This window comes from Pseudomonas lundensis (assembly GCF_001042985.1).
Classification (GTDB): Bacteria; Pseudomonadota; Gammaproteobacteria; order Pseudomonadales; family Pseudomonadaceae; genus Aquipseudomonas; species Aquipseudomonas lundensis.
In genome coordinates this window covers 1-22194 of record NZ_JYKY01000046.1, presented here as the reverse complement: position 1 = coordinate 22194, position 22194 = coordinate 1, and the positions used below count along the sequence as shown (strand labels likewise).

Annotated in this window: 28 protein-coding genes and 3 pseudogenes; 18 read left to right on the top strand and 13 right to left on the bottom strand. The window is 60.2% G+C overall.

The features are described 5' to 3' along the window. The 9 genes and pseudogenes from TU74_RS22300 to TU74_RS22260 form a co-directional block, all read left to right on the top strand. A pseudogene (locus tag TU74_RS22300) lies at window positions 1–425 on the top strand (ATP-dependent Clp protease ATP-binding subunit); the annotation flags it as partial. Window positions 426–571: 146 nt separating this feature from the next. Next, entirely contained in the window at window positions 572–1030 is a 459-nt protein-coding gene (gene hsp20-GI, locus TU74_RS22295; RefSeq protein ID WP_016782889.1) for a small heat shock protein sHSP20-GI, read from the top strand. A 21-nt stretch (window positions 1031–1051) separates the two neighbouring features. Further along, entirely contained in the window at window positions 1052–1960 is a 909-nt protein-coding gene (yfdX1, locus tag TU74_RS22290; protein WP_016782890.1) for a heat resistance protein YfdX1, read from the top strand. Window positions 1961–2062: 102 nt separating this feature from the next. Further along, on the top strand, window positions 2063–2950 hold the full coding sequence (locus TU74_RS22285) for a YfdX family protein (RefSeq protein ID WP_016782891.1): 888 nt from the start codon (window positions 2063–2065) through the stop codon (window positions 2948–2950). An 85-nt stretch (window positions 2951–3035) separates the two neighbouring features. Next, window positions 3036–3647: an HdeD family acid-resistance protein gene (locus tag TU74_RS22280; RefSeq protein ID WP_000993372.1), complete on the top strand. Its 612-nt coding sequence runs from the start codon at window positions 3036–3038 to the stop codon at window positions 3645–3647. Window positions 3648–3745: 98 nt separating this feature from the next. Further along, window positions 3746–4891, top strand: a complete 1146-nt coding sequence (locus tag TU74_RS22275; protein ID WP_029611654.1) for a hypothetical protein — start codon at window positions 3746–3748, stop codon at window positions 4889–4891. Then, window positions 4881–5321, top strand: a complete 441-nt coding sequence (trx-GI, locus tag TU74_RS22270) for a heat resistance system thioredoxin Trx-GI (protein ID WP_000787151.1) — start codon at window positions 4881–4883, stop codon at window positions 5319–5321. Before TU74_RS22275 ends, trx-GI begins: the two co-directional genes overlap by 11 nt. A gap of 3 nt (window positions 5322–5324) precedes the next feature. Continuing rightward, the gene (locus TU74_RS22265) at window positions 5325–7031 is read left to right on the top strand and encodes a cation:proton antiporter domain-containing protein (RefSeq protein WP_016782893.1); all 1707 of its coding nucleotides are present in this window, start codon (window positions 5325–5327) and stop codon (window positions 7029–7031) included. After that, complete coding sequence (locus TU74_RS22260; protein WP_048377681.1) at window positions 7028–7708, top strand: GGDEF domain-containing protein; 681 nt, start codon at window positions 7028–7030, stop codon at window positions 7706–7708. The genes TU74_RS22265 and TU74_RS22260 overlap by 4 nt, the downstream gene beginning before the upstream one ends. A gap of 302 nt (window positions 7709–8010) precedes the next feature. Here TU74_RS22260 and TU74_RS22255 read toward each other — a convergent pair whose 3' ends face one another. From TU74_RS22255 to cadR, 5 genes are all read right to left on the bottom strand, one after another. Continuing rightward, window positions 8011–8877, bottom strand: coding sequence for a sterol desaturase family protein (locus tag TU74_RS22255; protein WP_024015049.1), 867 nt, complete (start codon window positions 8875–8877; stop codon window positions 8011–8013). Window positions 8878–8945: 68 nt separating this feature from the next. Next, the gene (locus tag TU74_RS22250) at window positions 8946–9692 is read right to left on the bottom strand and encodes a helix-turn-helix transcriptional regulator (RefSeq protein ID WP_024015048.1); all 747 of its coding nucleotides are present in this window, start codon (window positions 9690–9692) and stop codon (window positions 8946–8948) included. After that, window positions 9692–10201 carry a signal peptidase II gene (gene lspA / locus TU74_RS22245; RefSeq protein WP_003452327.1) on the bottom strand — a complete coding sequence of 170 codons (510 nt, stop codon included), beginning with the start codon at window positions 10199–10201 and terminating at the stop codon, window positions 9692–9694. Before lspA ends, TU74_RS22250 begins: the two co-directional genes overlap by 1 nt. Continuing rightward, a complete protein-coding gene (locus TU74_RS22240) occupies window positions 10198–10545 on the bottom strand; it encodes a DUF3703 domain-containing protein (protein ID WP_024015047.1) in 348 nt (115 codons plus the stop codon). The genes lspA and TU74_RS22240 overlap by 4 nt, the downstream gene beginning before the upstream one ends. A 130-nt stretch (window positions 10546–10675) precedes the next feature. After that, window positions 10676–11083 (bottom strand): Cd(II)/Pb(II)-responsive transcriptional regulator, encoded by a 408-nt coding sequence (gene cadR, locus TU74_RS22235; protein ID WP_024015046.1) that lies wholly within the window; start codon window positions 11081–11083, stop codon window positions 10676–10678. A gap of 100 nt (window positions 11084–11183) precedes the next feature. Here cadR and TU74_RS22230 point away from each other — a divergent pair, with 100 nt between their 5' ends. The 4 genes from TU74_RS22230 (at window position 11184) to TU74_RS22210 (ending at window position 13280) form a co-directional block, all read left to right on the top strand. Next, window positions 11184–12077 carry a cation efflux transmembrane domain-containing protein gene (locus TU74_RS22230; RefSeq protein WP_033902376.1) on the top strand — a complete coding sequence of 298 codons (894 nt, stop codon included), beginning with the start codon at window positions 11184–11186 and terminating at the stop codon, window positions 12075–12077. Window positions 12078–12247: 170 nt separating this feature from the next. Beyond that, window positions 12248–12511 carry a type II toxin-antitoxin system RelB/DinJ family antitoxin gene (locus TU74_RS22225; protein ID WP_020303033.1) on the top strand — a complete coding sequence of 88 codons (264 nt, stop codon included), beginning with the start codon at window positions 12248–12250 and terminating at the stop codon, window positions 12509–12511. Further along, window positions 12498–12779, top strand: coding sequence for a type II toxin-antitoxin system YafQ family toxin (locus tag TU74_RS22220; RefSeq protein WP_011282522.1), 282 nt, complete (start codon window positions 12498–12500; stop codon window positions 12777–12779). The genes TU74_RS22225 and TU74_RS22220 overlap by 14 nt, the downstream gene beginning before the upstream one ends. A 216-nt stretch (window positions 12780–12995) precedes the next feature. Then, window positions 12996–13280 carry a hypothetical protein gene (locus tag TU74_RS22210; RefSeq protein ID WP_425311902.1) on the top strand — a complete coding sequence of 95 codons (285 nt, stop codon included), beginning with the start codon at window positions 12996–12998 and terminating at the stop codon, window positions 13278–13280. Window positions 13281–13335: 55 nt separating this feature from the next. Here TU74_RS22210 and TU74_RS25180 read toward each other — a convergent pair whose 3' ends face one another. Continuing rightward, the gene (locus TU74_RS25180) at window positions 13336–14040 is read right to left on the bottom strand and encodes a methyl-accepting chemotaxis protein (protein ID WP_370588167.1); all 705 of its coding nucleotides are present in this window, start codon (window positions 14038–14040) and stop codon (window positions 13336–13338) included. A gap of 228 nt (window positions 14041–14268) precedes the next feature. Continuing rightward, window positions 14269–14379: pseudogene (locus TU74_RS25175) on the bottom strand (hypothetical protein); the annotation flags it as partial. A 1596-nt stretch (window positions 14380–15975) separates the two neighbouring features. Here TU74_RS25175 and TU74_RS22195 point away from each other — a divergent pair. From TU74_RS22195 to TU74_RS22185, 3 genes are read left to right on the top strand one after another with little or no spacing between them, the layout of a single operon-like run. Next, window positions 15976–16188, top strand: coding sequence for an NTP-binding protein (locus TU74_RS22195; protein ID WP_024015044.1), 213 nt, complete (start codon window positions 15976–15978; stop codon window positions 16186–16188). Then, complete coding sequence (locus TU74_RS22190) at window positions 16185–17402, top strand: TniQ family protein (protein ID WP_003465063.1); 1218 nt, start codon at window positions 16185–16187, stop codon at window positions 17400–17402. Before TU74_RS22195 ends, TU74_RS22190 begins: the two co-directional genes overlap by 4 nt. Before the next feature lie 60 nt (window positions 17403–17462). Further along, a complete protein-coding gene (locus tag TU74_RS22185; protein WP_000904941.1) occupies window positions 17463–18077 on the top strand; it encodes a recombinase family protein in 615 nt (204 codons plus the stop codon). A 52-nt stretch (window positions 18078–18129) separates the two neighbouring features. Here TU74_RS22185 and merE read toward each other — a convergent pair whose 3' ends face one another. The 6 genes from merE to merT are packed head-to-tail and all read right to left on the bottom strand — an operon-like array spanning window position 18130 to window position 21277. Then, entirely contained in the window at window positions 18130–18366 is a 237-nt protein-coding gene (merE, locus tag TU74_RS22180) for a broad-spectrum mercury transporter MerE (protein ID WP_001087809.1), read from the bottom strand. Next, window positions 18363–18728: a mercury resistance co-regulator MerD gene (gene merD / locus TU74_RS22175; protein WP_003465059.1), complete on the bottom strand. Its 366-nt coding sequence runs from the start codon at window positions 18726–18728 to the stop codon at window positions 18363–18365. The genes merE and merD overlap by 4 nt, the downstream gene beginning before the upstream one ends. A gap of 16 nt (window positions 18729–18744) precedes the next feature. After that, window positions 18745–20391 carry a mercury(II) reductase gene (merA, locus tag TU74_RS22170; RefSeq protein WP_000136268.1) on the bottom strand — a complete coding sequence of 549 codons (1647 nt, stop codon included), beginning with the start codon at window positions 20389–20391 and terminating at the stop codon, window positions 18745–18747. Further along, window positions 20388–20633, bottom strand: coding sequence for a mercury resistance system transport protein MerF (gene merF, locus TU74_RS22165; protein ID WP_000654684.1), 246 nt, complete (start codon window positions 20631–20633; stop codon window positions 20388–20390). Before merF ends, merA begins: the two co-directional genes overlap by 4 nt. Before the next feature lie 2 nt (window positions 20634–20635). Beyond that, window positions 20636–20911 (bottom strand): mercury resistance system periplasmic binding protein MerP, encoded by a 276-nt coding sequence (merP, locus tag TU74_RS22160; protein WP_000735441.1) that lies wholly within the window; start codon window positions 20909–20911, stop codon window positions 20636–20638. Window positions 20912–20926: 15 nt separating this feature from the next. Then, window positions 20927–21277: a mercuric ion transporter MerT gene (gene merT / locus TU74_RS22155; RefSeq protein WP_001294667.1), complete on the bottom strand. Its 351-nt coding sequence runs from the start codon at window positions 21275–21277 to the stop codon at window positions 20927–20929. Between the two features lie 71 nt (window positions 21278–21348). Here merT and merR point away from each other — a divergent pair, with 71 nt between their 5' ends. Both merR and TU74_RS24335 read left to right on the top strand, forming a co-directional pair. After that, entirely contained in the window at window positions 21349–21783 is a 435-nt protein-coding gene (gene merR / locus TU74_RS22150) for an Hg(II)-responsive transcriptional regulator (RefSeq protein ID WP_000429838.1), read from the top strand. Between the two features lie 216 nt (window positions 21784–21999). Continuing rightward, window positions 22000–22074: pseudogene (locus tag TU74_RS24335) on the top strand (recombinase family protein); the annotation flags it as partial. Between the last annotated feature and the right edge of the window lie 120 nt (window positions 22075–22194).

The window sequence follows — 22194 nt, the reverse complement described above, 5'->3', positions numbered from 1 at the left end:
AGATCATCGTCTTCCATGCGCTGGGCAAGGAGGAGATCCGCCATATCGTCGGCCTGCAGCTCGATCGTGTGGCCCGCAACGCCGCCAGCCAGGGCGTGACGCTGACCTTCGATCAGACCTTGATCGACCACTTCGCGGAGGAAGGCTACAAGCCCGAGTTCGGTGCGCGTGAACTCAAGCGCCTGATCCGCAGCGAGCTGGAAACCGCGCTGGCACGCGAGATGCTCGGCGGCGGAATCGGCAAGGGCGATCACGCCAGCGCACGCTGGGACGACAAGGCCGAACGGGTGGTCTTCGAGCGCCAGGAGCCACCCGCAAAGCCGGCCGAGCCTGAGAAGCCCGATGTCGCGAACGTGGCCGAGACGCCGCCGAGCGACGCGAGCAAGCCTGCGCGCAAGAAAAAGTCAGCGGGCGGCGAATCTTGAGTCATGGGGAGGCTGTCGTGATCCTTCAATTGACCCAAGGACTTGTTCTTGATGGAAACGAAAAGTAGCAGGCGCTATTCAGAGTGCGCCGGCGGCTCTGTTCGGTGCGTCATCCAATTCGCCGGCATTGTTCAAGGAGAACCGATATGTCTGCATTGACTCCGTGGGACCCCTTCCGGGAACTGGATGAATTGCAAAACCGCCTGGCGACGATGTTGGGACGGCCCCCCCAGCGACAGGGCGCCCGTACCGGCAACGAAGCCATGACCACGGCGGACTGGGCACCAATGGTGGACATCAGCGAGGATGAGAACGCATTCCTCCTCAAACTGGATCTGCCGGAGGTCCCCAAGGATGCCGTGCGCGTCAGCGCGGAAAACGGCGTACTCACCATCAGCGGCGAGCGCAAACTGGAAAAAGAGGAGCAGGGCAAGAAATTCCACCGCATCGAACGTGCGTATGGCCGCTTTGTGCGCAGCTTTGTCTTACCTGACAACGTTGATCCGACCAAGGTGACGGCTTCGATGAAAGACGGCGTGCTGGAAGTGCGGCTTGTCAAGGCCGAGCAAGCCAAGCCGAAGCAGATTGAAATTTCAGTCAATTAACTTCAATTGGAGTCCAACATCATGAATATCAAACAGCCCCAATACATCCGTTCCGCACTTGCCCTGGCGGTCTGCATCGGACTGAGTGGACCGGTTTTGGCCCAATCGGCGGCAAGTCCAAGCGCTGCAGCGCCCTCTGTCGCACCCAAGGCGGCGCAGCCACAAGTAGACGACAAGGCCGCCCAGGAAGCCGAAAAAAAGCGTTCCGAGCTCACTCAGGACGCCATCACGGCGCTCACCAAGACCCAGGAGGCTTTGACCCTCCTTGATGCAAATAAGACCAAGGAGGCGCTCGCTGCGCTGGAACTGGCCACCGGAAAGCTGGAACTGGTATTGGCACGCGACGCCAAACTTGCTTTGGCGCCGGTCGATGTACGCGTCATCACCCATGATATCCACGCCAACGTGGAATCGGTAAAGAAAGCGGTCAAGTTGTCTCGGGAGTTGTTGGGTGATGGCGAGGTGCAAAAGGCCCGGCCCATCGTTGCCAATCTGGCCAGCGAAATCGTGATCGAAACCGACAACCTGCCCATGGCAACGTACCCGGCAGCGATCAAGTCGGCTGCACGGCTCGTCGACAGCGGCAAGATCGACGAAGCCAAAGCAGAGCTCGCCCGAGCACTGAACACGCTGGTGGTCATCCAAGTTGTACTCCCTCTGCCCGTGCTACGGGCCGAGGCCGCGATAGCAAAAGCTGAAAAGCTGGCCGAGACTGACAAGCGCGATGCCAAGCAGAACGAGGAGCTCAGCACCTTGCTGTCGTCCGTGCGCACGGAGATCGAGCTGGCGCAAATCCTGGGTTATGGCAAGAAGGAGGACTTCAAACCCATCTTCGATCAGGTGAAGTCCATTGAGCAAAAGTCGGCTGGTGGCAAAAGCGGCAATGGATGGTTCGACGAGTTGAAGACGCGCATCCAAAAGCTGTTTTGAGGTGATGAAGGGGCCGACTGCTCCATCGGTCAGTCTCGCGATATTCGCAGTAGGCCCCAATAGATTCCCCTATTTTCACTATCTCATACGAGGCATATCACCATGAATGAGCAAACATCGAATCCCAACGCGATCAACGAAGGCACGAACGAACAGGCCGCGGTAAGCAGCCTTCCTGCCAGACCAGAGCCCAAGCCTGAAGTCGTCACGGAGGTACAGCCTGAGGTTCAGAAGGAAACGGACTCGCAAGCGGCAGACAAACGTAAACAAGTCCTCGATGAGGCCGTCTCGGCCTTGGCGCTGACCAAATCAGCGCTGGCGGCCCTGGACGAAAAAGAATCCGCGCGAGCACTGGCAACGCTGGCCGAAGTGACGGGAAAGCTGGAGCTGATCGTTGCACGCGAACCCACGCTCGCCCTGGCCCCCGTTGATGTGCGCACCATCGTGCACGACTTGTTCGCCAACACGGAAACCGTTGAGGCGATGACTGACGAGGCGCTGGATGCCCTCAAACATGGCGAGGTGCAACGCGCTCGTCGCGTGTTGGCATTGCTGGCCAGCGAAATCGTGATTGCGGTCACCAACATCCCTCTGGCGACTTACCCGGCAGCCGTGAAATCCGTCGTGCCGCTGATCGATCAGGGCAAGATCGAAGAGGCCAAGGCCGCGCTGCAGTTGGCGCTCGGCACGCTCGTCGAGACACTCAGCGTCATCCCGCTGCCCATCCTGCGCGCCAAACTGCTCGTCAAGCGCGCCGAGACCTTGACAGAAGATGGCCAGCGCAGCGAGGCGTCCGGTGAACGCCTGCAGGACTTGTTAAACGAAGCCCGGCAGCAGTTGGAAATGGCAGAACTGCTGGGCTATGGTAAAAAGAAGGACTTTGAGCCCCTGTACTCTGAACTCAAGAAAGTCAAGGAAAAGACGGCCGGAGGCGGGAGCGGAAAAGGCTGGCTCGATGAAATCAAGGCGAGACTGTCAAAGCTGTTCTAAAACCGCAAGAGAGGGGCGAATAGCCCCTCTCTTCGCCATGAAGGCTTGATTTTCCTGATCTCATGATCCATCAAGGAGATATCGCATGAATGCAAATACCATCGCCGATTCGAATGCGGATAACCCTGCCGATGCCGTGTGTTCACTGACCCAAAATTGGTGGTTGTTTGCGCTGCGCGGCATATTCGCGTTGATTTTTGCAGTCCTCGCATTCTGGATGCCACACTCGGCTTTGTTCGCCATGACGATAGTGTTCGGCGCATTTTCTTTGGTCAATGGTGCGTTCAACCTGGTTGCAGCGGTGCGGCAAATGCGGCAAAAGCAGCGCTGGGGCTGGCTGTTGTTCAGCGGCATCGTCGGCATACTCACCGGTGTCGTTGTGGTAGTTGCCCCTCTGGCTGCCACTTTGGCGTTGGCCTATTTCTTGTGGGTAAGCGTGGCATTCTGGGCAATTTTCACCGGTATGCTGGAGATATCCGCCGCCGTTCGTCTGCGCCGGGAAATCAAGGGCGAGATCTGGCTTGCCCTCAGCGGGCTGCTTTCCGTGCTCCTCGGTGCGATCATCCTATGGATGTTTTTTACCCGCCCGATCGAATCATTTCTGGCCGCGGGCTGGGTATTGGGTTTCCATGCTGCGATCTTCGGTATGACTCTTTTGCTTCTTAGTTGGCGTTTGCGCAAAGCGCGTCAGCGGTAAGGGCGTGAAAAACCAAACCGTAAGATCATCTTTGAAAATCAACATATCCAATCACCCGGGTCCACTCACCTGGGCGGACAACCCTAAAGGGCTTGAGCATGCGTATACAATATAGCTATCGACTCGTCGAAAAAGAATTTCATGAACCTTGGCGAATGTCTGTAGAAAAAGCGGTTGAACCCGCTCTCAAGCCGCTGATCGAAAAGCGCTCCGAAGATTCGGTACGTCTTCAAATCGTCCTCGAACGCGCGAAAAAAGGATCTCGCTTAACGGCCAGTGGCCACATGCACTTGCCGGGCAAAAAAATCGTCAGCGTCACTGCATCGCATAACGATCTGACGCCTCTCGCGCACATGCTAGCGCAGGCGTTGTTCCGGCAGGCCAAGAAGCACTTTGATCGGCTGAGCGCTCAGGATCAAATCAAGCGTAAGGCGCGTCGTGAACGCTTGCGCGAGCTCAAGGCGCGGATCGACACTCAACCTGCCTCTGTCGTCCAGCAAGCACGCGGGATAATCGAGACGCTGCTGCCGAAGGTTGAGGCCGTTGCGCAACGCGAGTTGGCTTATCTGCATGCCGCCGGTGATTTGCCTCGCGATTATCCGACGCTGCACGACGTGGTGGACGAAGCGATTGCTCTGGCTGAATCGGTATGGACATCCGTTCCAGAAGAAAATGCCGCTTACCTCGATCTTTTGAAGCATCTTTTTGCCGTCATTGATCGCGAAGTGGCAAACAGCCGGCAATATGGCGAGGCCGTTTCGCTGGATGCGCCGGTCGAAGCGGATGCGCAGGACATGGCGGAGGCCATGGTAGAGGAAGAGTTCTACGAGTTTTATCAGCCTGATGACGCACTCAGCCTGGCCGACGTCATGGCTGATAGTCGGCTTCCCGACCCAGCAGCAATCGCCGAACAGGAGGAAATTGGTGACAGATCGAGCGAATTCGCATTTGCATTCGACCTGATGAAGGGTATGCCGCACTTGTGGCGCCGCATTTTTCTGCTTATCCGGGTGGATGGGCTGGATGCAGGCTGCGCTGCTGAAATCCTGCGGATGCCTAATAAGATAGATGCTGTCAGAGCGGGGCTCATTCAAGCCGAAGCCTTCATTGCGGCTCACGTGGAAGATGCCGGCGTGAGCGAAGACGGGAACGATTGGATCAAAGGCGTAAATTGGTCGGCGATGTCGGTGATCCGAAGCGAGGCAACCTCACCGCAGTCCAAGGAAGCGAACCATGAAAAATGAACTCCACATCGTCTGCCCACATTGCCAGTCCATCAACAGCGTGCCGGCCGCCAAGCTCGCGGATCGTCCCAACTGCGGCCGCTGCCAGCAGCCCTTGTTCACCGGCGAGCCCATCGAGTTGACGACGGCGACGTTCTCGCGCCACGTGGAGCGCAGCGATCTGCCGCTGCTGGTCGATTTCTGGGCGCCCTGGTGCGGGCCGTGCAAGATGATGGCGCCGCAGTTTCAACAAGCCGCGCGCCAGCTCGAACCCGGGATCAGGCTGGCAAAGGTGAACACCGAGGCTGAGCCCCACCTGGCCGCGCAGTTCGGTATCCGCAGCATTCCGACGCTCGCCCTGTTCCAGGGCGGACGTGAGATCGCCCGCCAGGCAGGCGCCATGGGCTCGCAGGACATCGTGCGCTGGGCCTCTGCACAGGTGGGACGCTGACCGATGCAGGATTTGCTCGGCACTACCCTGATCCTGCTGGCGGCGTGCAGCCTCGCGGTGGTGGCGACGGCGGCGTTCAGAGTACCCGCCTTGCTGGGTTACCTCGCCGTCGGCGCCTTGCTGGGCCCCTCGGTCAGCGGTGTGATCGCGCCGGGAGAGGCGTTGACTTTCATATCCGAACTGGGTGTGGCCCTGCTGCTGTTCATGGTCGGACTGGAATTCTCGCTGGGGCACTTCTGGCTCACTCGCAAGACCGTACTGGCGTCCGGCAGCTTGCAGATGGTCGTCGTGGCCGCGCCACTGACCCTGGTGCTGATCGGGTTGGGTCAGCCAGCTCAGAGCGCTGCACTGCTCGGCGCCGCAGCGGCCATGTCGTCCACGGCGCTGGTCAGCCGACAGCTGGCCGACCAAGGCGAGCTCACCACCCGCCACGGCCGCAGTGCCATCGCCGTGCTGGTCTTTCAGGACCTGGCCAGCGTGCCCCTGCTGGCCCTGCTGGCGATCTGGGCGCGCGGCGACTCGCCGAAGATCGAGAGCGTGCTGCTCGAAGTGTTGGGCGTGCTGGTGTTGTTCGCGGCAGCGGCGGTTGCCTCGCGTCGTCTGTTGCATGGCCTGCTGGGCTGGGTGGCGCGGCAGGGCCACGAAGAATCCTTCGTGCTGGTCTCCTTGTGCGTGGTCGTGGCGGCAGCCGCTGCTGCACACGCCGTCGGCGTATCCGCCGCCCTGGGGGCCTTTCTCGCCGGCATGGTCCTGGGCGAGAGCGACTTCCGGCACCACATGGAAAGCCACCTCAAGCCCTTTCGTGATGTGCTGTCGGGCCTGTTCTTCGTGACCATTGGCCTGCAGCTGGACACCGCGCAGATCGTGGCCGCACCGCTGGCGGTACTGGGTTGGCTGTTGGCCTTGGTGCCTCTCAAGATGGGGCTGAACTTTCTGGCGCTGCGCGCAACCCGCCTGTCGGCGCTCGACGCCTGGCGCGCAGGCATCGTGCTGGGTCATGGCGGCGAGTTTGCGCTGCTGCTCCTGGGCATGGTCATGCAGCAGCACCTGATCGCCGCCACCATGGTGCAACCGATGCTGGTGGCGCTGGTGTTGAGCATGGGGTTGGCACCGCTCCTGATCCGACACCATGACCGATGGGCGCGGGCTTTCAGCCGCTCGGGCGCACTCGGTCAGCCACCGCAGGCCGAAGAAGGCGAAGTCGCCGAGCGGGCGCGGTCGTTGCGCGACCATGTGATCATCTGTGGGGCGGATGACGTCGGGCTGCTGCTGAGCCGAACGCTGCGCCTGGCAGGCATACCGCATTTGCTGCTGGAATCGGACCGCCAACGGGTCGAAGCGGGGCGTGCGATGGGGGCGCCGGTGTCGTATGGCGATGCCAGTCGGCTCGACACCCTGGCCGCCGCCGGATTGGCCCATGCCCGCCTGGTGGTGCTGACGTTTGCCCGTCCGCAGACGGCCCTGCGTATCGCTCAGGCGGTTCTCGACCGCCGCCTGAGCTTGTCCGTGGTGGTGGCCACTGAGCGCGTAACGGATGCCCAGCTTTTGCGTAATCTGCCCAATGTCAGACTGTACCCGTTGTACCTGGCTGCGGGACTGGGACTGGCCGAGCAGGTACTGTTGATGTTGGGCATCAACGCCGACCAAGTCGACCACCGGATCGAGGAATTACGGCAGGCACTCAGTCAGTCAGGCGGGGATAGACCATGAACGGGCCGACCATCTGGCTGATGGTGTCGCTACTTGCCAATGTTGGCATGGCGGTTGCGTTATGGCGTTTTGCTCGTACCAATCGCCACAGGCGTGACGAGCTGAAGCATCGCCAACAAGCGAAAATCGGCGACAACGAACGGATCGCCATCGCCCTGGAAGGCGCAGAGTTGGGATTCTGGGAGTGGGATCTTGCCACCGACAGCTTCAGGCTTTCTGCCCGCAGTCTGGCGATGTTCGGCTTGACCTCCGACGAGGAGATTGGCGCCACCCATGCCGCATGGCAAGCGCGTATTCATCCGGAGGATTTACCGGTCGTTCTGGCAAAGGTGCGCGCTTACCAAGAAAATCCGTCGGAGCGATTGGAGTGCGAGTACCGCGTTCGTCATCGATCCGGCGTTTGGATTTGGGTGCTGGATCGCGGTCGTTGGCTGGGTGACACGGGCAGGCAATTGATGGTGGGCACTCTGCTCGACATCTCTTCTCGCAAGGAAATGGAGCAGCGGTTGCTGCGCATGGCGATCACCGACCCCTTGACCGGCTTGTCGAACCGGCGGGCTTTTAACGAACGATTACAGCTGGAATGGGCGCGCCTCAAACGCAGCCCGGAGATACAAGCAGCACTTGTGCTCTGCGATATCGATCACTTCAAGCGCATCAATGATACCTATGTGTAACGGCTTGCAAACGAAAACGTCCCGACCTGCAATCAATACGATTTTCGACCGGAATTAACTGCGACTGACCGGCCCGGCAAACCAGTATTAGCTGCGAATGAACCTGCATTTATCCGCGCTGACCTGCATTCCATGGCTACCAACCAGCATTAATTGCAAATGACGGGGCTTATAGGTAGTGAATCGATTGCCTCGTTAGAGCGCATGTCTGCTTGGCATGCGGGAACATCTAGTCTCTTCCGCCCACGAGCCAGATCATTCCAGGCAAACACATGGGGCCTACAGCTTTGAGGCCCACTACGCTATGTGCGGGCTCGGTCTCGCCCAAAGGGTTCGGTCAACTGACCAAGGTAACCCTTGGGATAGTCCCTCTCACGCAAGCCGACATTGGCGTCGCCCTGCTTTCCTGTACTGTCGTAGAACGTCCCGAATAGCCGATCCCACACCATCAGAAATTCGCCGCAGTTCACCTGGGCATCTTCGAAGTCGCGCTTGTGGTGCCAACGATGAATTTCAGCCACCCCGATGACATGGCGCAGCCAACCCAGCCGGTAATCCAGGTTCGAGTGCTGAAAGCCCAAGTGAACGGTCAGAATGCCGAACCAGGTGGCAACCACTGCCGAAGGCGCGCCGGATGCAAACAGCAGCACCAATCCCGGGCCAGCCATGAGCATCGCATGTAGGGGATGCCGGCGCTCCCCATTCATCCAGTACAAGCGCTCGGCGCTGTGGTGAATCATGTGAAAACGCCACAGCCAGGGTACGTGGTGGCTGATGCGGTGCATGGCATACAGGCTCAGATCGAGCACGACGGCGACCAGCAGCAGCTGAACCCAAAGTGGACTCTCGACTGGGAAGAGACGAACTGTAGCCGGCACTGCATCGCCCAGCCTGGCCAGGATTTCGGCGGTGAACTGGATGACGGAAAGATTCACCAGCATATGCACCAGGTCGGTCAGGGTGTCCTGGTGATCCTCCAGCCAGCCCTCCCGGAAAGGCTGGATACGCTCCAGCCCCGCGACGGCCAATAGACCGACTGCGGCTACCAAGGGTGTGCTGGGCCAGTACGGCACCCCGGCGTACAAGGCCCAGACCATGAAGGCGGCGCTGCCACCAAACACGAGCGGATAGCTCAACCAGCGTAGGGCGAATCGAAGAGAAGTGGACATCGCTCAGCTCCTATGTAGAGAGCCTTCACGGTAGGTGCAGAGGACGACGTTCGACTTGAACGAAAGAGCTATGACTTCTGGAGATCGACCGCAGCCAGGGCGGAGGACGGATCGATGCCCAGCAGCGCCCTGAATGTCCGGGAGAAATGCGCCGAGTCGGAAAAACCTGCCGCATGCGCGGCTTCGGTCAGCCGTCCCCCTTTGGCCAGGTGTTGCAGGGCTTGGGTGAGGCGCAGCCATTTGACATAGCTGCGCAACGGCAGGCCGGTTTGCTCCACGAACCAATGGGAAAAACGCGTGGGTGACAAATGCACCAACGCGGCCATTGCCTCACGCCCCATTTGGCCTTCGCGCAGCGCTGCGGTGACCTTGGTCAAGCGCGGATCAGGGATTGGTGGATCGGCAAGCCGCAACAGCCGACGTACCTGCGCCTGCAACTGGACAGGCGAATGCCCCGACGCCCTCAGTGCCTCGACCATCGCAGCAATATCGGCCGCTACGATCTCCATCAGCCTCACGGCTCCGCTCACCCGCAAGGCACGCGCCTCATCGGACAGCACATCCAGGTAGATCGACAGGACATGCCCAGCACTGAGCCGGTGCTTCAAGCCTGCCGGAATCAAGATGGCAGCCCCAGATTGCCCACCCAACGGCGTTTCAACCGTTATCGCGGCGTCGAGCCCCACTGCAATTTGATGTGCTTGATGATGGTGCCAATCCTGGTGGGCGGCATGGCCGAGAAAGACGCCGATACCGGGGCCGACCCAGGCATGGCCTGACCAGCGAGCCACTTCTGCGGCATCCGAGCTTCGCATTATCTGCCCCGGTCCAGTTCCGCGCTTGGACTCAGCACACTGCTCAGGAGCAACATGGCGGCACCGCCCACGATGCCGATGTCCGCCAAGTTGAATGCAGGCCAATGCCAGGATTGCCAGAAAAAATCCAGATAGTCGATCACATGGCCTCGGAAGCTGCGATCGATCAGATTCCCCACTGCCCCTCCCAGTATGAGGCTATAGCCCAGCGCTTCGAGCTTGGCCCTGGGCTTACGCAAGAGCAACGCGAGCCCAATCGAAACAACCAGTGCGAGGAGAATGAAGAAGTAGCGCTGCCAACCGCCCGCGTCAGCTAGGAAGCTGAACGCTGCGCCGGTATTCCAGAAATGGACCAGATTGAAGACTGGGGTCAGAGGAACCACGGCGCCGACCGAGAGCGAACCCTCAATTACATATTTGATCGCCTGGTCGGCCAGGGCAACGGCTAGCGATAGCGTCCACCAGAGCCCGGGAGTGATACGGTGCGCCATTCCAAGTGGCGATTTCATTGTTTCGCTCCCTGAAACAGTCGCTGCAATCCGGGTGAGACGGGCATCGGCGCGAATGCACTGATCCTCGCGCGTCCGGTATTGCCGAGCGGTACCCAGATCTTCGAGAACAACACGGCAGCGATGATCCGTGGTGCTTGGCCGAACATTTCCCGGTAGTCGCGCAACTGCCAGCCAGCCCTTAGCATCAACCAATGGCTCCGCGCATGCAGGACGGGCATGTGCTGGCTCAAGATGTGGGCGCGCTCGAGCCAGGGGAATGCCTCGGTTGGCGCCTTTTCACGGAGTGCTGTCCTTGCCTGGAAAAAGGCTTCATCGATGGCATTGCGGAGGGCGGTATTCATCTGGAACTCACTTGCGCAGCAGTTGGAAGGCCATGATTCTGGGCCGATCGTGCAAGTGAACACCCTGTAGCCGCTATAGGGTCAAGCTCTACGCTTTGAGCAGAAGCGAATGGCACTTTTCTAGCGCGCCTTATGGAAGCCGTTTGCCTCCCTCCACTAGACCCGAAAGTATTCCGCAGTCCAGGCTTTGTCGTTCGTCATCGCAGCAGCTGCGTAACGTCACCAACTGGTTTTCCAGGGCTTGCAAGGATGCGATCTGGGCCCTGACCTGGGCGATATGGCTATCAAGCAGCGTATTGACCGCCGCGCACGGTTGCTGCGGCTGTGCTTGAACGCTCTGCAAAACACCAATTTCGTCCAACGACATGCCAAAGGACCGGCAACGGCGGATGAACAGCAGTTTCTCCACATGATCCGCTTCGTAGGCTCGGTAGCCATTTGCCTGGCGATTGGGCGATGCAAGCAGGCCCTGGCGCTCATAGAAACGAATGGTCTGAATGTCCGCTCCCGTCAGCTGTGCAAGTTGACCAATGCGCATAGGCTGCTCCTCGATAAACAGCCAGTATATCCAGGCTTGACCCTATACCTGCTATATGGTTTTCAATTGCCAGAATTGAACCTGATAGGAGAGGCGGATCATGAGCTCGTGTGAAAAATCCTGTGGCTGCGGTTCAGTGTCAGCGCCTGCTGAAGCAGCGAGCGCGCCCTCGACCGAAGGAGCCTGGGTCAGCCATTTTTCTGTACCCAAGATGGATTGCCCTTCGGAAGAGCGAATGATTCGGCTCGCGCTGAATAGCTTGCCTGAGCTTCGTTCGTTGTCCTTTGATCTGAGCAGCAGGCAGGTACTCGCTTTCCATGACGGGGCGGTTGACCCAATCACTACCAAGCTGGAGTCCCTGGGTCTAGGGGCAGCGCTACTGGGGACTCAACCAGCTAGTCAGGAAGCAGCCTCGACCAATCGCGCTGATGAGGAATTAGCGGCGTCGAAAGAGGCGAGCACCCTGAAAATTTTGCTCGGCATCAACGCTGCCATGTTTGTTATCGAGATGGGCGCAGGGTTGATCGCTCAGTCGACGGGCCTTATTGCCGACTCGCTGGACATGTTTGCGGATGCTGCCGTCTATGGCTTGGCTCTCTTTGCCGTCGGCCGCAGTGCACAGCTGCAAGTTCGCGCTGCGCACCTGGCGGGTTTCTTTCAGATCCTGTTGGCACTGGGCGTACTCGTGGAGGTGGCTAGACGCTTCCACTATGGCAGCGAACCTGAGTCGATGCTGATGATGGGGATTGGCTTAGTTGCACTCGTCGCAAACGCCAGCTGTCTCTTGATGATCTATGGCCATCGCGAAGGCGGTGCACACATGAAAGCGAGCTGGATTTTTTCGGCCAACGATGTGCTCGCGAACATTGGCGTTATCGTCGCCGGCGCGCTGGTTGCGTGGACGGGCTCTCCCTACCCAGACTTGGTGATTGGTACGGTCGTTGGCCTCATCGTATTGAACGGTGCGCGCCGAATCCTGGCATTGAAAGCCTGACCAACCGATCCTGTATTCCATCGCGATGGGCTCACTTTCTACAAGTGAACATCAATGGTACGGACAGTCCAATAAACCTTCGTTTGATAGACGCCTCTGGCGAGGTGTGCTGGGTGCACTCCTGGAAGGATTGAGCTACAATGTAGCTCATCAATCTGGAGGATCAAACCATGTCCGCAAATGCTGTAGTCCGTGCCCGTATCGACGAGCACATCAAGGAAGAGGCGACCGTCGTGCTGGCAGCGATGGGACTCACCGTGTCTGACGCCTTCCGCATCATGTTGACCCGAGTCGCCCGCGAGAAAGCCTTGCCGTTCGAGCCGCTGATTCCGAACGCCACCACCATCGAGGCGATGAAGGAAGCGCGCCGTGGCGGCTTGAAGTCGTTCGCTTCCGTCGAGGATCTGATGGCGGATCTGAATGCGGACGATTGAACAGACCAGCCGGTTCAAACGCGATTATAAACGCGAAGCCAAAGGCCCGCATCGTCAGACGCTGGCGAGCGATTTCATTGCCGTCGTCACAGCCCTGGCGAATAACCAGCCTCTGGCCGAGAAGCACCGTGACCACGCCCTCACCGGCGACTGGAAAGACCACCGGGACTGTCACATCAAGCCCGACCTGGTGTTGATTTACCGCAAGCCGGATGACGCCGTGCTGCAACTCGTGCGTCTCGGATCGCATAGCGAGCTTGGCCTGTAACGCCGGGGTCTGCCCAGGACAAGGAAAGAAGCTACATGACAATCAGCATCACCGACGACGATTGGAACGAACTGACTCCCGAGAGTTTCGATACCACCGCACTGCTGCGGGCAGTCGATGCCGTGGACGAGCTGCGCGGCGATTGAGTGACAACGCAGACGGCGGGCCTCCGCAACTGCGCACCGACCTGTTGAAGCTGCATCAACTGGCGATGAGGTGATCCAGGTGCGGATTCGAGAGCACGTCATCGCCACCAATGACATGCGTCTGTTCGGTCTGCACCTACTGGGGCAGGCGTCGCTGCGCATGGAGCAAGCGCTGTGGCCAGAAGAATATGAGCGGATGACCCGCGAGGTCGAAGAAGCTCTCCGTGAGGCCGACGACCCCAACGCCAAGTCGTACACCCACGAGAAGTCATGCAGGCGATGCAGGAACGAATCGACCAAGCACGAGACAAGCCATGTTGATCGGCCCTGCCCCAACTCCCTCGAACTCGGATGAGTCGGACCTAGCAACGTGGTGACACCGATCATCTAGGGCCGGAGCAGAGCCTGTGTCAGCCCGCGAGGCGGTGCGTCACTTCGCTGAGCTGGGCCGACAGCGTATGCAGGTTCTGGCTGGCTGCCTCGGTACGCTCGACATTGTCCTGGTTGGTGGTGGCGATGGCGGTAATTTCGGTCAGATTGCGCGAGATATCTTCCGCCACGGACGTCTGCTCTTCGGCAGCGGTAGCGATCTGACGGTTCATGTCGCGGATCGCTTCGACTTCTTGGGTGATGCGCTGAAGCATGCTGCCCGCTTCCGTAACCTGTTCGACACCTTCGTTGCTGCGGGTTTGTCCATTTTCAATCGCACGCACCGCATCCACCGCGCCGGTCTGCACCGTGTCGATAATCTGATGAATTTCAGCGGTGGAGTCGGCGGTGCGCCTGGCCAGCGTGCGCACCTCGTCGGCAACGACGGCAAACCCGCGTCCGGCATCGCCCGCGCGGGCGGCTTCGATGGCTGCGTTTAGCGCCAGCAGATTGGTCTGGTCGGCGATGCCGCGAATAACTTCCAGCACCTTGCCAATGCGACCGCTATCGGTCTCCAGACGGCGTATTACCTCGGCGGTGTTGCTGATCTCGCCGCGCATGTGGGTAATGGTCTGGATAGTCGAACGCATCATGGTCTCACCCTGCTGCGCCGAATGATCGGCCGCATCCGCTGCACGCGCGGCTTCGGCGGCGTGACGGGCGACTTCCTGCGCCGTAGCGGACATTTCATGCATGGCGGTAGCGACCTGATCGGTGCGCGAGAACTGCTCGCGAGTGCCTTGGCCCATCAGTGCGGCGATGGCGCTCAATTCACCACTGGCGCTGTCCAGGTCCGAGGTGTTGCGTTGCAGGAGGGTGAACGTATCGGCAAGGAAGTCACGCAGGATATTCGCGGCAACTGCCAGACGTCCCAATTCGTCAGCACGGGACGCATCGACGCGCTGTGCAAAGTCGCCCTGGCTGAGCTTGGCGATGTGGTCGATCAGGTGACGGATGGGGGCGATCAGATTGCGGTTTACCAACCATAGGCTGAGCAAGGCGATGAAAACGCCAGCGGCTAGCATTACCAACGAGCCGACGACTATTTTACGATCTGCGGCTTCGCTGATGGTTTCCGAACGATGCAGCGCCGAATCGCGCTGCTGGATGACCAAACCACTGAGCTGTTCGCTGGTGGCACGGTCGATGCCTTGAACCGCCTCGTCGCCGGCGAATGGATCGTTTCCGCCGGCGATGTAGGCCGCACGGCCCGCGCGGTAGGCGGCGCCGAGGCGCCGGTGCTCCTCGTGCAGGTCGCGGAGCTGCTTTGACAGGGCAGGGTTGTGCTCGCTTCGCTCAACGAGTCTGCCCAGGATGTCCTGGACCTTTCGTTCCTGGTTCTCGAAGCTTTGCCAGTACTTGCTCAAGGCTTCAGGTGATTTGCCACGCAGCAAGACGTTCTTCCACTCCTGCACCTGCACTTTGAATTCCACGTTGGCTTCGTCGATCAGGCGCGACGTTTCGATCGGACCCTTGAGTAGTTGTTGATACTTGGAAATGTCATCCGACAAGAAGGAAAAACTGGCGAAGGCGATCAGCAATATCACCAACAGGCTGCCGCCGATCAGTGTGAGCAGCTGAGCGCGCAGGGATTTTTTCAAGAGCATCTGGGCGGTCTCGTATCGAAAGGGGGGCGCTTGAGTCATACGCAAGATTGAGCGAGCGGTCAGCCAAATGACCGTTCGTTCGCCCCCTTATGTCGGCGTACCGCTGCGATACTTGAACGCTTTCAGACCAGACGCAGATGGTTGTCCCAGAGCCCTGCCGGCAATTGCAGCGCGGTGCTGACGAAGCCCCCGCTGGCGGGGTCGACCGTTAGGACAAGATGTCCGATCCGCGCTCATCGAAGCCTCCGCGCCTGGCCGGGGCACTTCTACCCGTGTGTTCGCGCAGTTGCGACAGCCAACCCGCAGGGAGTTTTTGCGGTTCATCCGCGTGGCTTGAGGAGACCAAGTTTCCGTCGCGGTCAAATAAGCTCATGCGCTTGAAAACCGGGTCCTCGGCGAGCATTCGCGCGGCTCGTCTCTGGTTTGGCCTTAAGCTACCGGCGCCCCTATCTGCCTGGTCTGCACTCTTTACTATACCGAACGACGAATGTCAGATCGAGCGCTCGGCGATCGGGAATATTTTTCGCCAAGCAAGGGCTACGCATGTCGCGAGATTCCAGCGCCTACGACTGGTGTTTAGAGTCGGCCAATACTCCTGTCCGGCCGGTCAGCCATGCGTCCTTGAGTCGTCGTGAATCCTGGCGGGATCGGACCTGGGCCCACAACCGTTCCCACCGAACATTTTCCCCGCCGGCGAGCGGCTTTCTCGCGCAACAAATTGTTCGGAGCTCAAGGTCCTTCTCTACGTTTCGGCTGCATTGGCAGTGCGTTCGGCCCTCACCCGCCGATCGGCTCACAACAAGGACGCGATGGGCGCGACCATGAATCCGAAAGGAGAACACCATGGCCATCATCGGCATCTTTACCACCTCTAAAGACGGGGCTAGTTGCAGTTAATGTGAGTAGGGAACGATGGAATGCAAGCCGGCGCGGCTGAATGCAAGCTCGCTCGCAAATAATCTGAGCCAGACGGCTCCGTCAGTCGCAGTTAATCTGAGCCGGAAATTGCGCTGATTGCGAGCACGGCCGTTTTCGATTGCAAGCCGGTACAGCTACCTGCTCACCCGGAGCGAAGGCACCATCGGCGAGCTTGCACATCTGCTGGTGGCGGCGGCCGTCGCCGCCGTGGAGAGTGGCGAGGAAGCGATCAACCACCGCACGCTCAGCATGGCCGACTACATCGGCCCCAGTGAGCGGCGGCGACAGTTCGAGCGGGAACTGATGTGAAGTCCGCGCCGCGCTGGCCGCTGCATCCGGCACCCAAGGAAGGCGAAGCCCTGTCCTCATGGCTCAACCGGGTCGCCGCCTGCTACCAGATGGACGTGCACGAGCTGCTGGCCCACGATCTTGGTCACAGCCAACTTGATGACCTGGATACCGCACCATCCTTGTCGTTGCTGACGGCGCTCTGCCAGCGCAGTGGCGTCGAGCTGGAGCGGTTGCGCAGCATGAGTCTTGCAGGCTGGGTGCCGTGGCTGCTCGACAGTCTCGACGATTCGGTACCAGCAGCCTTGGAAACCTATACATTCCAATGCGCGGTGCTCCTGCCCAAGCGCACCCGCAAGGTGCGGTCCATCACTCGCTGGCGTGCCTGGCTACCGAGCCAGACGATTCGCCGGGCGTGTCCGCAGTGTCTGAACGATCCAACGAATCAAGCTGTGCTACTCGTCTGGCAGCTCCCCTTGATGCTGAGCTGCCCGCAGCATGGCTGCTGGCTGGAGTCCTACTGGGGCATGCCCGGCCGGTATCTTCAGTGGGAAATCGCCGATGCTGCGCCGCGCCCTGCCGATGACGCAATCGCCTGCATGGACCGGCGCACCTGGCAGGCGCTGACGACGGGTTTTGTGGAGCTGCCGCGTCGGCGTGTCCACGCCGGCTTGTGGTTCCGGCTGCTGCGCACCCTGCTTGATGAGCTGAACACGCCGCTCTCGCACTGCGGCAGTTGCTCGGCGAGCATCCGCCATGTCTGGGAGCGCTGCGGCCATCCGCTGCGCGCCGGGCAGAGTCTGTGGCGTCCCTACGAGATTCTGGCCCCGGCGGTGCAGTGGCAGATGCTGGAGGCGGCGGCCACCGCCATCACGCTGATCGAGTCAAAGGCGCTGATCCCGCGCGGGGAACAGGCCGCGCTGTTTCAGACGGAGCCGCACACTGGTTTCACCAACGGCCTGCCGGCGAAGGTGCCGAAGCCGGAACCCATCAACCACTGGCAACGAGCAGCCCAGGCCATCGATGAGGCCATCATTGAAGCGCGACACAACCCGGAGACGGCCCGCTTGCTGTTCACACTGGCGTCCTACGGGCGACGCGACCCCGAATCCCTGGAACGTTTGCGCGCCACGTTCACCAAGGAGGGCATCCCGCCGGAGTTTTTGTCACATTACGAGCCTGAATGGCCGTTTGCAGGTCTTAGACTAAATGACGGGTTAAGTGACAGTTTTTGACGGCGAGAACTTTCTGGCTCACACTGTCACATAATCGAACGTATATGTGACAGGTACGACATGCTGATAGGCTACATGCGGGTATCGAAGGCGGACGGCTCCCAGGCTACCGATTTGCAGCGCGACGCGCTGATTGCCGCCGGGGTCGATCCAGTACATCTTTACGAGGACCAGGCATCCGGCATGCGCGAGGATCGGCCCGGCTTGACGAGCTGCCTGAAGGCGTTGCGAACTGGCGACACACTGGTCGTGTGGAAACTGGATCGGCTCGGACGCGACCTGCGACATCTCATCAACACCGTGCACGACCTGACTGGGCGCGGCATCGGCTTGAAGGTATTAACCGGGCACGGCGCGGCCATCGACACCACGACCGCCGCCGGCAAGCTGGTCTTTGGCATCTTCGCCGCCCTGGCCGAGTTCGAGCGCGAGTTGATCGCGGAGCGCACGATTGCCGGCCTAGCCTCGGCCCGCGCGCGCGGGCGGAAAGGCGGCCGGCCGTTCAAGATGACCGCCGCCAAGCTGCGGCTGGCGATGGCGGCAATGGGTCAGCCAGAGACCAAGGTCGGCGACCTGTGCCAGGAACTTGGCGTCACGCGGCAGACCCTGTATCGGCATGTTTCACCCAAGGGTGAGCTACGTCCAGATGGCGAGAAGCTACTCAGCCGAATTTGATGCCGGCATGAGGCAACGTAGCGACAGCGTGGTTTGTCTCAATGGGAAGCGCTCATGATCGATCTTTGAAGGCCCGCAGCAGTCGTGTCACAGACAGGACGAACAAACCGGTCAGCGTGAGGGCTGCGATACCCCAGTACTCTCCGATGAACGCGCCGGCCGTCGTGCCGGCCAGCACAATGGCGAGAATCGGCAAATGGCAGGGACAGGTGAGCACGGCCAGCGCGCCCCACAGGTAGCCGGTGATCGGTTTGTGCGTCTCGGACGGCAAGCGCTCGGGGCTGTTCATGGCAGACTCTCCGCGTGCTGTGCCGGCTCGGTCGGCATGGTGGCCAACTGCACCTCCAGATCGGCCAACGCTTCGCGCCGACGCTCGACGAACTGGCGCAGAACGGCAAGCTGCGCGGCCGCTTCATCGCCGTCCGCAGCATCCAGCGCCCGGCACAGCCGCGCCAGCGCGTCCAGGCCGATGCCCGCCTCGAAGGCCGCCCGCACGAAGCACAGCCGTTGCAAGGCGGCATCATCGAACAGGCCATAGCCGCCCGGGGTGCACGCCACCGGACGCAGCAATCCGCGCAGCAGGTAGTCGCGCACGATATGCACGCTCACCCCGGCATCAAGGGCCAGCCGGGACACGGTGTAGGCGCTCATTGAAAACCTCCTTTTTTTATCCAGCGCAGCAGGAAAGCTGCTTCACGTCCTTGTTGAAGGTCTGCGCCGCAAGCTTCAACCCCTCGACCATTGTCAGGTAGGGGAACAACTGGTCGGCCAGTTCCTGCACCGTCATGCGGTTGCGGATGGCGAGCACCGCCGTCTGGATCAGTTCGCCCGCTTCCGGGGCCACCGCCTGCACGCCGATGAGCCGTCCGCTACCTTCCTCGATGACCAGCTTGATGAAGCCGCGTGTGTCGAAGTTGGCAAGCGCTCGCGGAACGTTGTCGAGTGTCAGCGTGCGACTGTCGGTCTCGATGCCATCGTGGTGCGCTTCCGCCTCGCTGTAGCCCACGGTGGCGACTTGCGGGTCGGTGAACACCACTGCCGGCATCGCGGTCAGATTGAGGGCTGCGTCGCCGCCGGTCATGTTGATCGCGGCACGGGTGCCGGCGGCCGCTGCCACGTAGACGAACTGCGGCTGGTCGGTGCAGTCGCCGGCCGCGTAGATGTTCGGGTTGCTCGTGCGCATGCCTTGGTCGATAACGATGGCCCCTTGCGCATTGACAGTGACCCCCGCCGCGTCCAGCGCGAGGCTGCGCGTATTCGGTGCCCGACCGGTGGCAACCAGCAACTTGTCAGCGCGCAATTCACCGTGTCCGGTGGTCAGCACGAATTCGCCGTTCACATGGGCGACCTGGCTGGCTTGCGTGTGCTCCAGCACCTCGATGCCCTCGGCGCGGAAAGCGGCTGTCACGGCCTCGCCGATGGCCGGGTCTTCCCGGAAGAACAAGGTGCTGCGTGCCAGGATCGTGACCTGGCTGCCGAGCCGGGCAAAGGCTTGCGCCAGTTCCAACGCCACCACCGACGAACCGATCACGGCCAGGCGTGCGGGAATGGTGTCGCTGACAAGCGCTTCGGTGGAAGTCCAGTAGGGTGACTCTTTCAGGCCCGGAATCGGCGGCACGGCCGGACTGGCACCGGTGGCGACCAGGCAGCGGTCGAACGTTACCTCGCGCTCGCCACCCTCGTTCAAACGAACGACCAGGCTCTGGTCGTCCTTGAAACGCGCTTCACCGTGCAAAACGGTGATGGCTGGATTGCCGTCCAGGATGCCTTCGTATTTGGCGTGCCGCAGTTCATCGACACGGGCCTGCTGCTGGGCCAGCAGTTTGCTGCGGTCAATCGCAGGCACAGTTGCCGCAATACCGCCGTCGAACGGACTTTCCCGGCGCAGATGGGCAATATGGGCAGCGCGGATCATGATCTTGGACGGCACACAGCCGATATTGACGCAGGTGCCGCCGATGGTGCCGCGTTCGATCAGCGTGACCGTCGCGCCTTGCTCGACGGCCTTCAGCGCCGCCGCCATCGCGGCCCCGCCGCTGCCAATGATGGCGATATGCAAACCGGCGCCCTCAAGTGCATCACGGATTTTTGGTTCATCTTTGAAATCACCAACCCGGATCGAGCCTTGATAACCCAATGCGGCGATGGCGGCCAGCAGTTGGTTGTGGCTCACGGCGGTGTCTGCCATGACTTGCGCGCGGCTTTCTGGATAGGACACCACAGCGGCATTCACGCCGGGAATCTTTTCCAAAGCATCTTTGACATGGGTGGCGCAGGATGTGCAGGTCATGCCATTCACGGTGATTTCGGTCATTTTTTTACTCCATTGAATTTCGGGGTGCAGCAGGCATCGGCTTGGCGTTTTCGTTGGATGGCGTAGATGGTCAAGCCGATGAAAATCGCCAGCGCAGGCAGCAGCACATAGTCCAGATAGCCGGTCAGCGCGGACAAGCCGACCACACCGAGCAAAATGACCAGAACAGGGGTGAAGCAACACAGCGCCACGAGGGTTGTGCCAATGATGCTGACCCGCAGCAGTGTCTTCGGGTCTTTCATGATCAGTTCTTGACTGATGATGGGTAGCCCGCATCCTCGGTAGCCTTGGTCAGTTTCTGCACGCTGGTCTTGGCATCATCGAAGGTGACCACCGCTTCGCGCGTCTCGAAGGTCACGTCAACTTTACTGACGCCATCGACCTTGGAAATCGCCTTCTTGACAGTGATCGGACAGGCCGAGCAGGTCATGCCCGGTACGGACAGCGTAACGGTCTGGGTGGCGGCCCACACGGGGGCAACAACGGCAGCGAGGGCAAGGGCGGAAAGCAGCTTTTTCATGGTGAACTCCTGTGATCAATAGAAAAATGGCACGACGTAGGGAAATCCGAGCGCGACCAAAACCAGCACGGCCACGCCCCAGAAAATGAGCTTGTAAGTAGCTCGCACTTGGGGAATCGCGCAAACCTCACCCGGTTTGCAGGCGGCTGACGGCCGGTAGATGCGCCGCCAGGCGAAGAACAACGCCACCAGCGCCACGCCGATAAAGATGGGGCGATAGGGTTCCAACACCGTCAAGTTGCCGATCCAAGCGCCGCTGAACCCCAAGGCGATCAGAACCAGCGGCCCGAGGCAGCAAGCCGAGGCGAGGATGGCGGCCAGCCCGCCAGTGAAGAGCGCGCCGCGCCCGTTTTGAGGTTCAGACATACGTTTGTCCTTTCGAATCTGAATTGGATAGCTTAAGCTTACTTCCGTAGTTATGTACGGAGTCAAGCGATATGGAAAACAATTTGGAGAACCTGACCATTGGCGTTTTCGCCAGGACGGCCGGGGTCAATGTGGAGACCATCCGGTTCTATCAGCGCAAGGGCTTGCTCCCGGAACCGGACAAGCCTTACGGCAGCATTCGCCGCTATGGCGAGACGGATGTAACGCGGGTGCGCTTCGTGAAATCAGCCCAGCGGTTGGGCTTCAGCCTGGATGAGATCGCCGAGCTGCTGCGGCTGGAGGATGGCACCCATTGCGAGGAAGCCAGCAGCCTGGCCGAGCACAAGCTCAAGGACGTGCGCGAGAGGATGGCTGACCTGGCGCGCATGGAGGCCGTGCTGTCTGATTTGGTGTGCGCCTGCCATGCGCGGAAGGGGAACGTTTCCTGCCCGCTGATTGCGTCACTGCAAGGGAAGAAAGAACCGCGCAGTGCGGACGCGGTGTAGCCCGAGGGAACTACGCCTTAGCGTGCTTTATTTTCCGTTTTCTGAGGCGACTCCAACGTCAGAAAAGACCGTGCGGTCGACTTTTGATATTTCGTGCTGTCGCCTTCTGAAAGTGACACAATTCCCACGCAAACCCGCATCGTTGGCATCCAACTACAGTCTCCATCTTTCAGTATCCGACTACACTGAACTATCGCTGAATAGTTGGACAACGCCATGTTGATTGGATATGCCCGCGTCTCGACCGACGACCAACTCCTCGATCTGCAACGCGATGCTCTGGCTGTTGCCGCTGACCGAAAACTGACCCAGTAGAGGCTCTTCTGCCGACTGAAAACTGACCCAGGTGTTCAACTGCTTCTGCTCACTTTTCGAGCAGGAGAACACAGGGTGATCAGCATGGAAATGTTG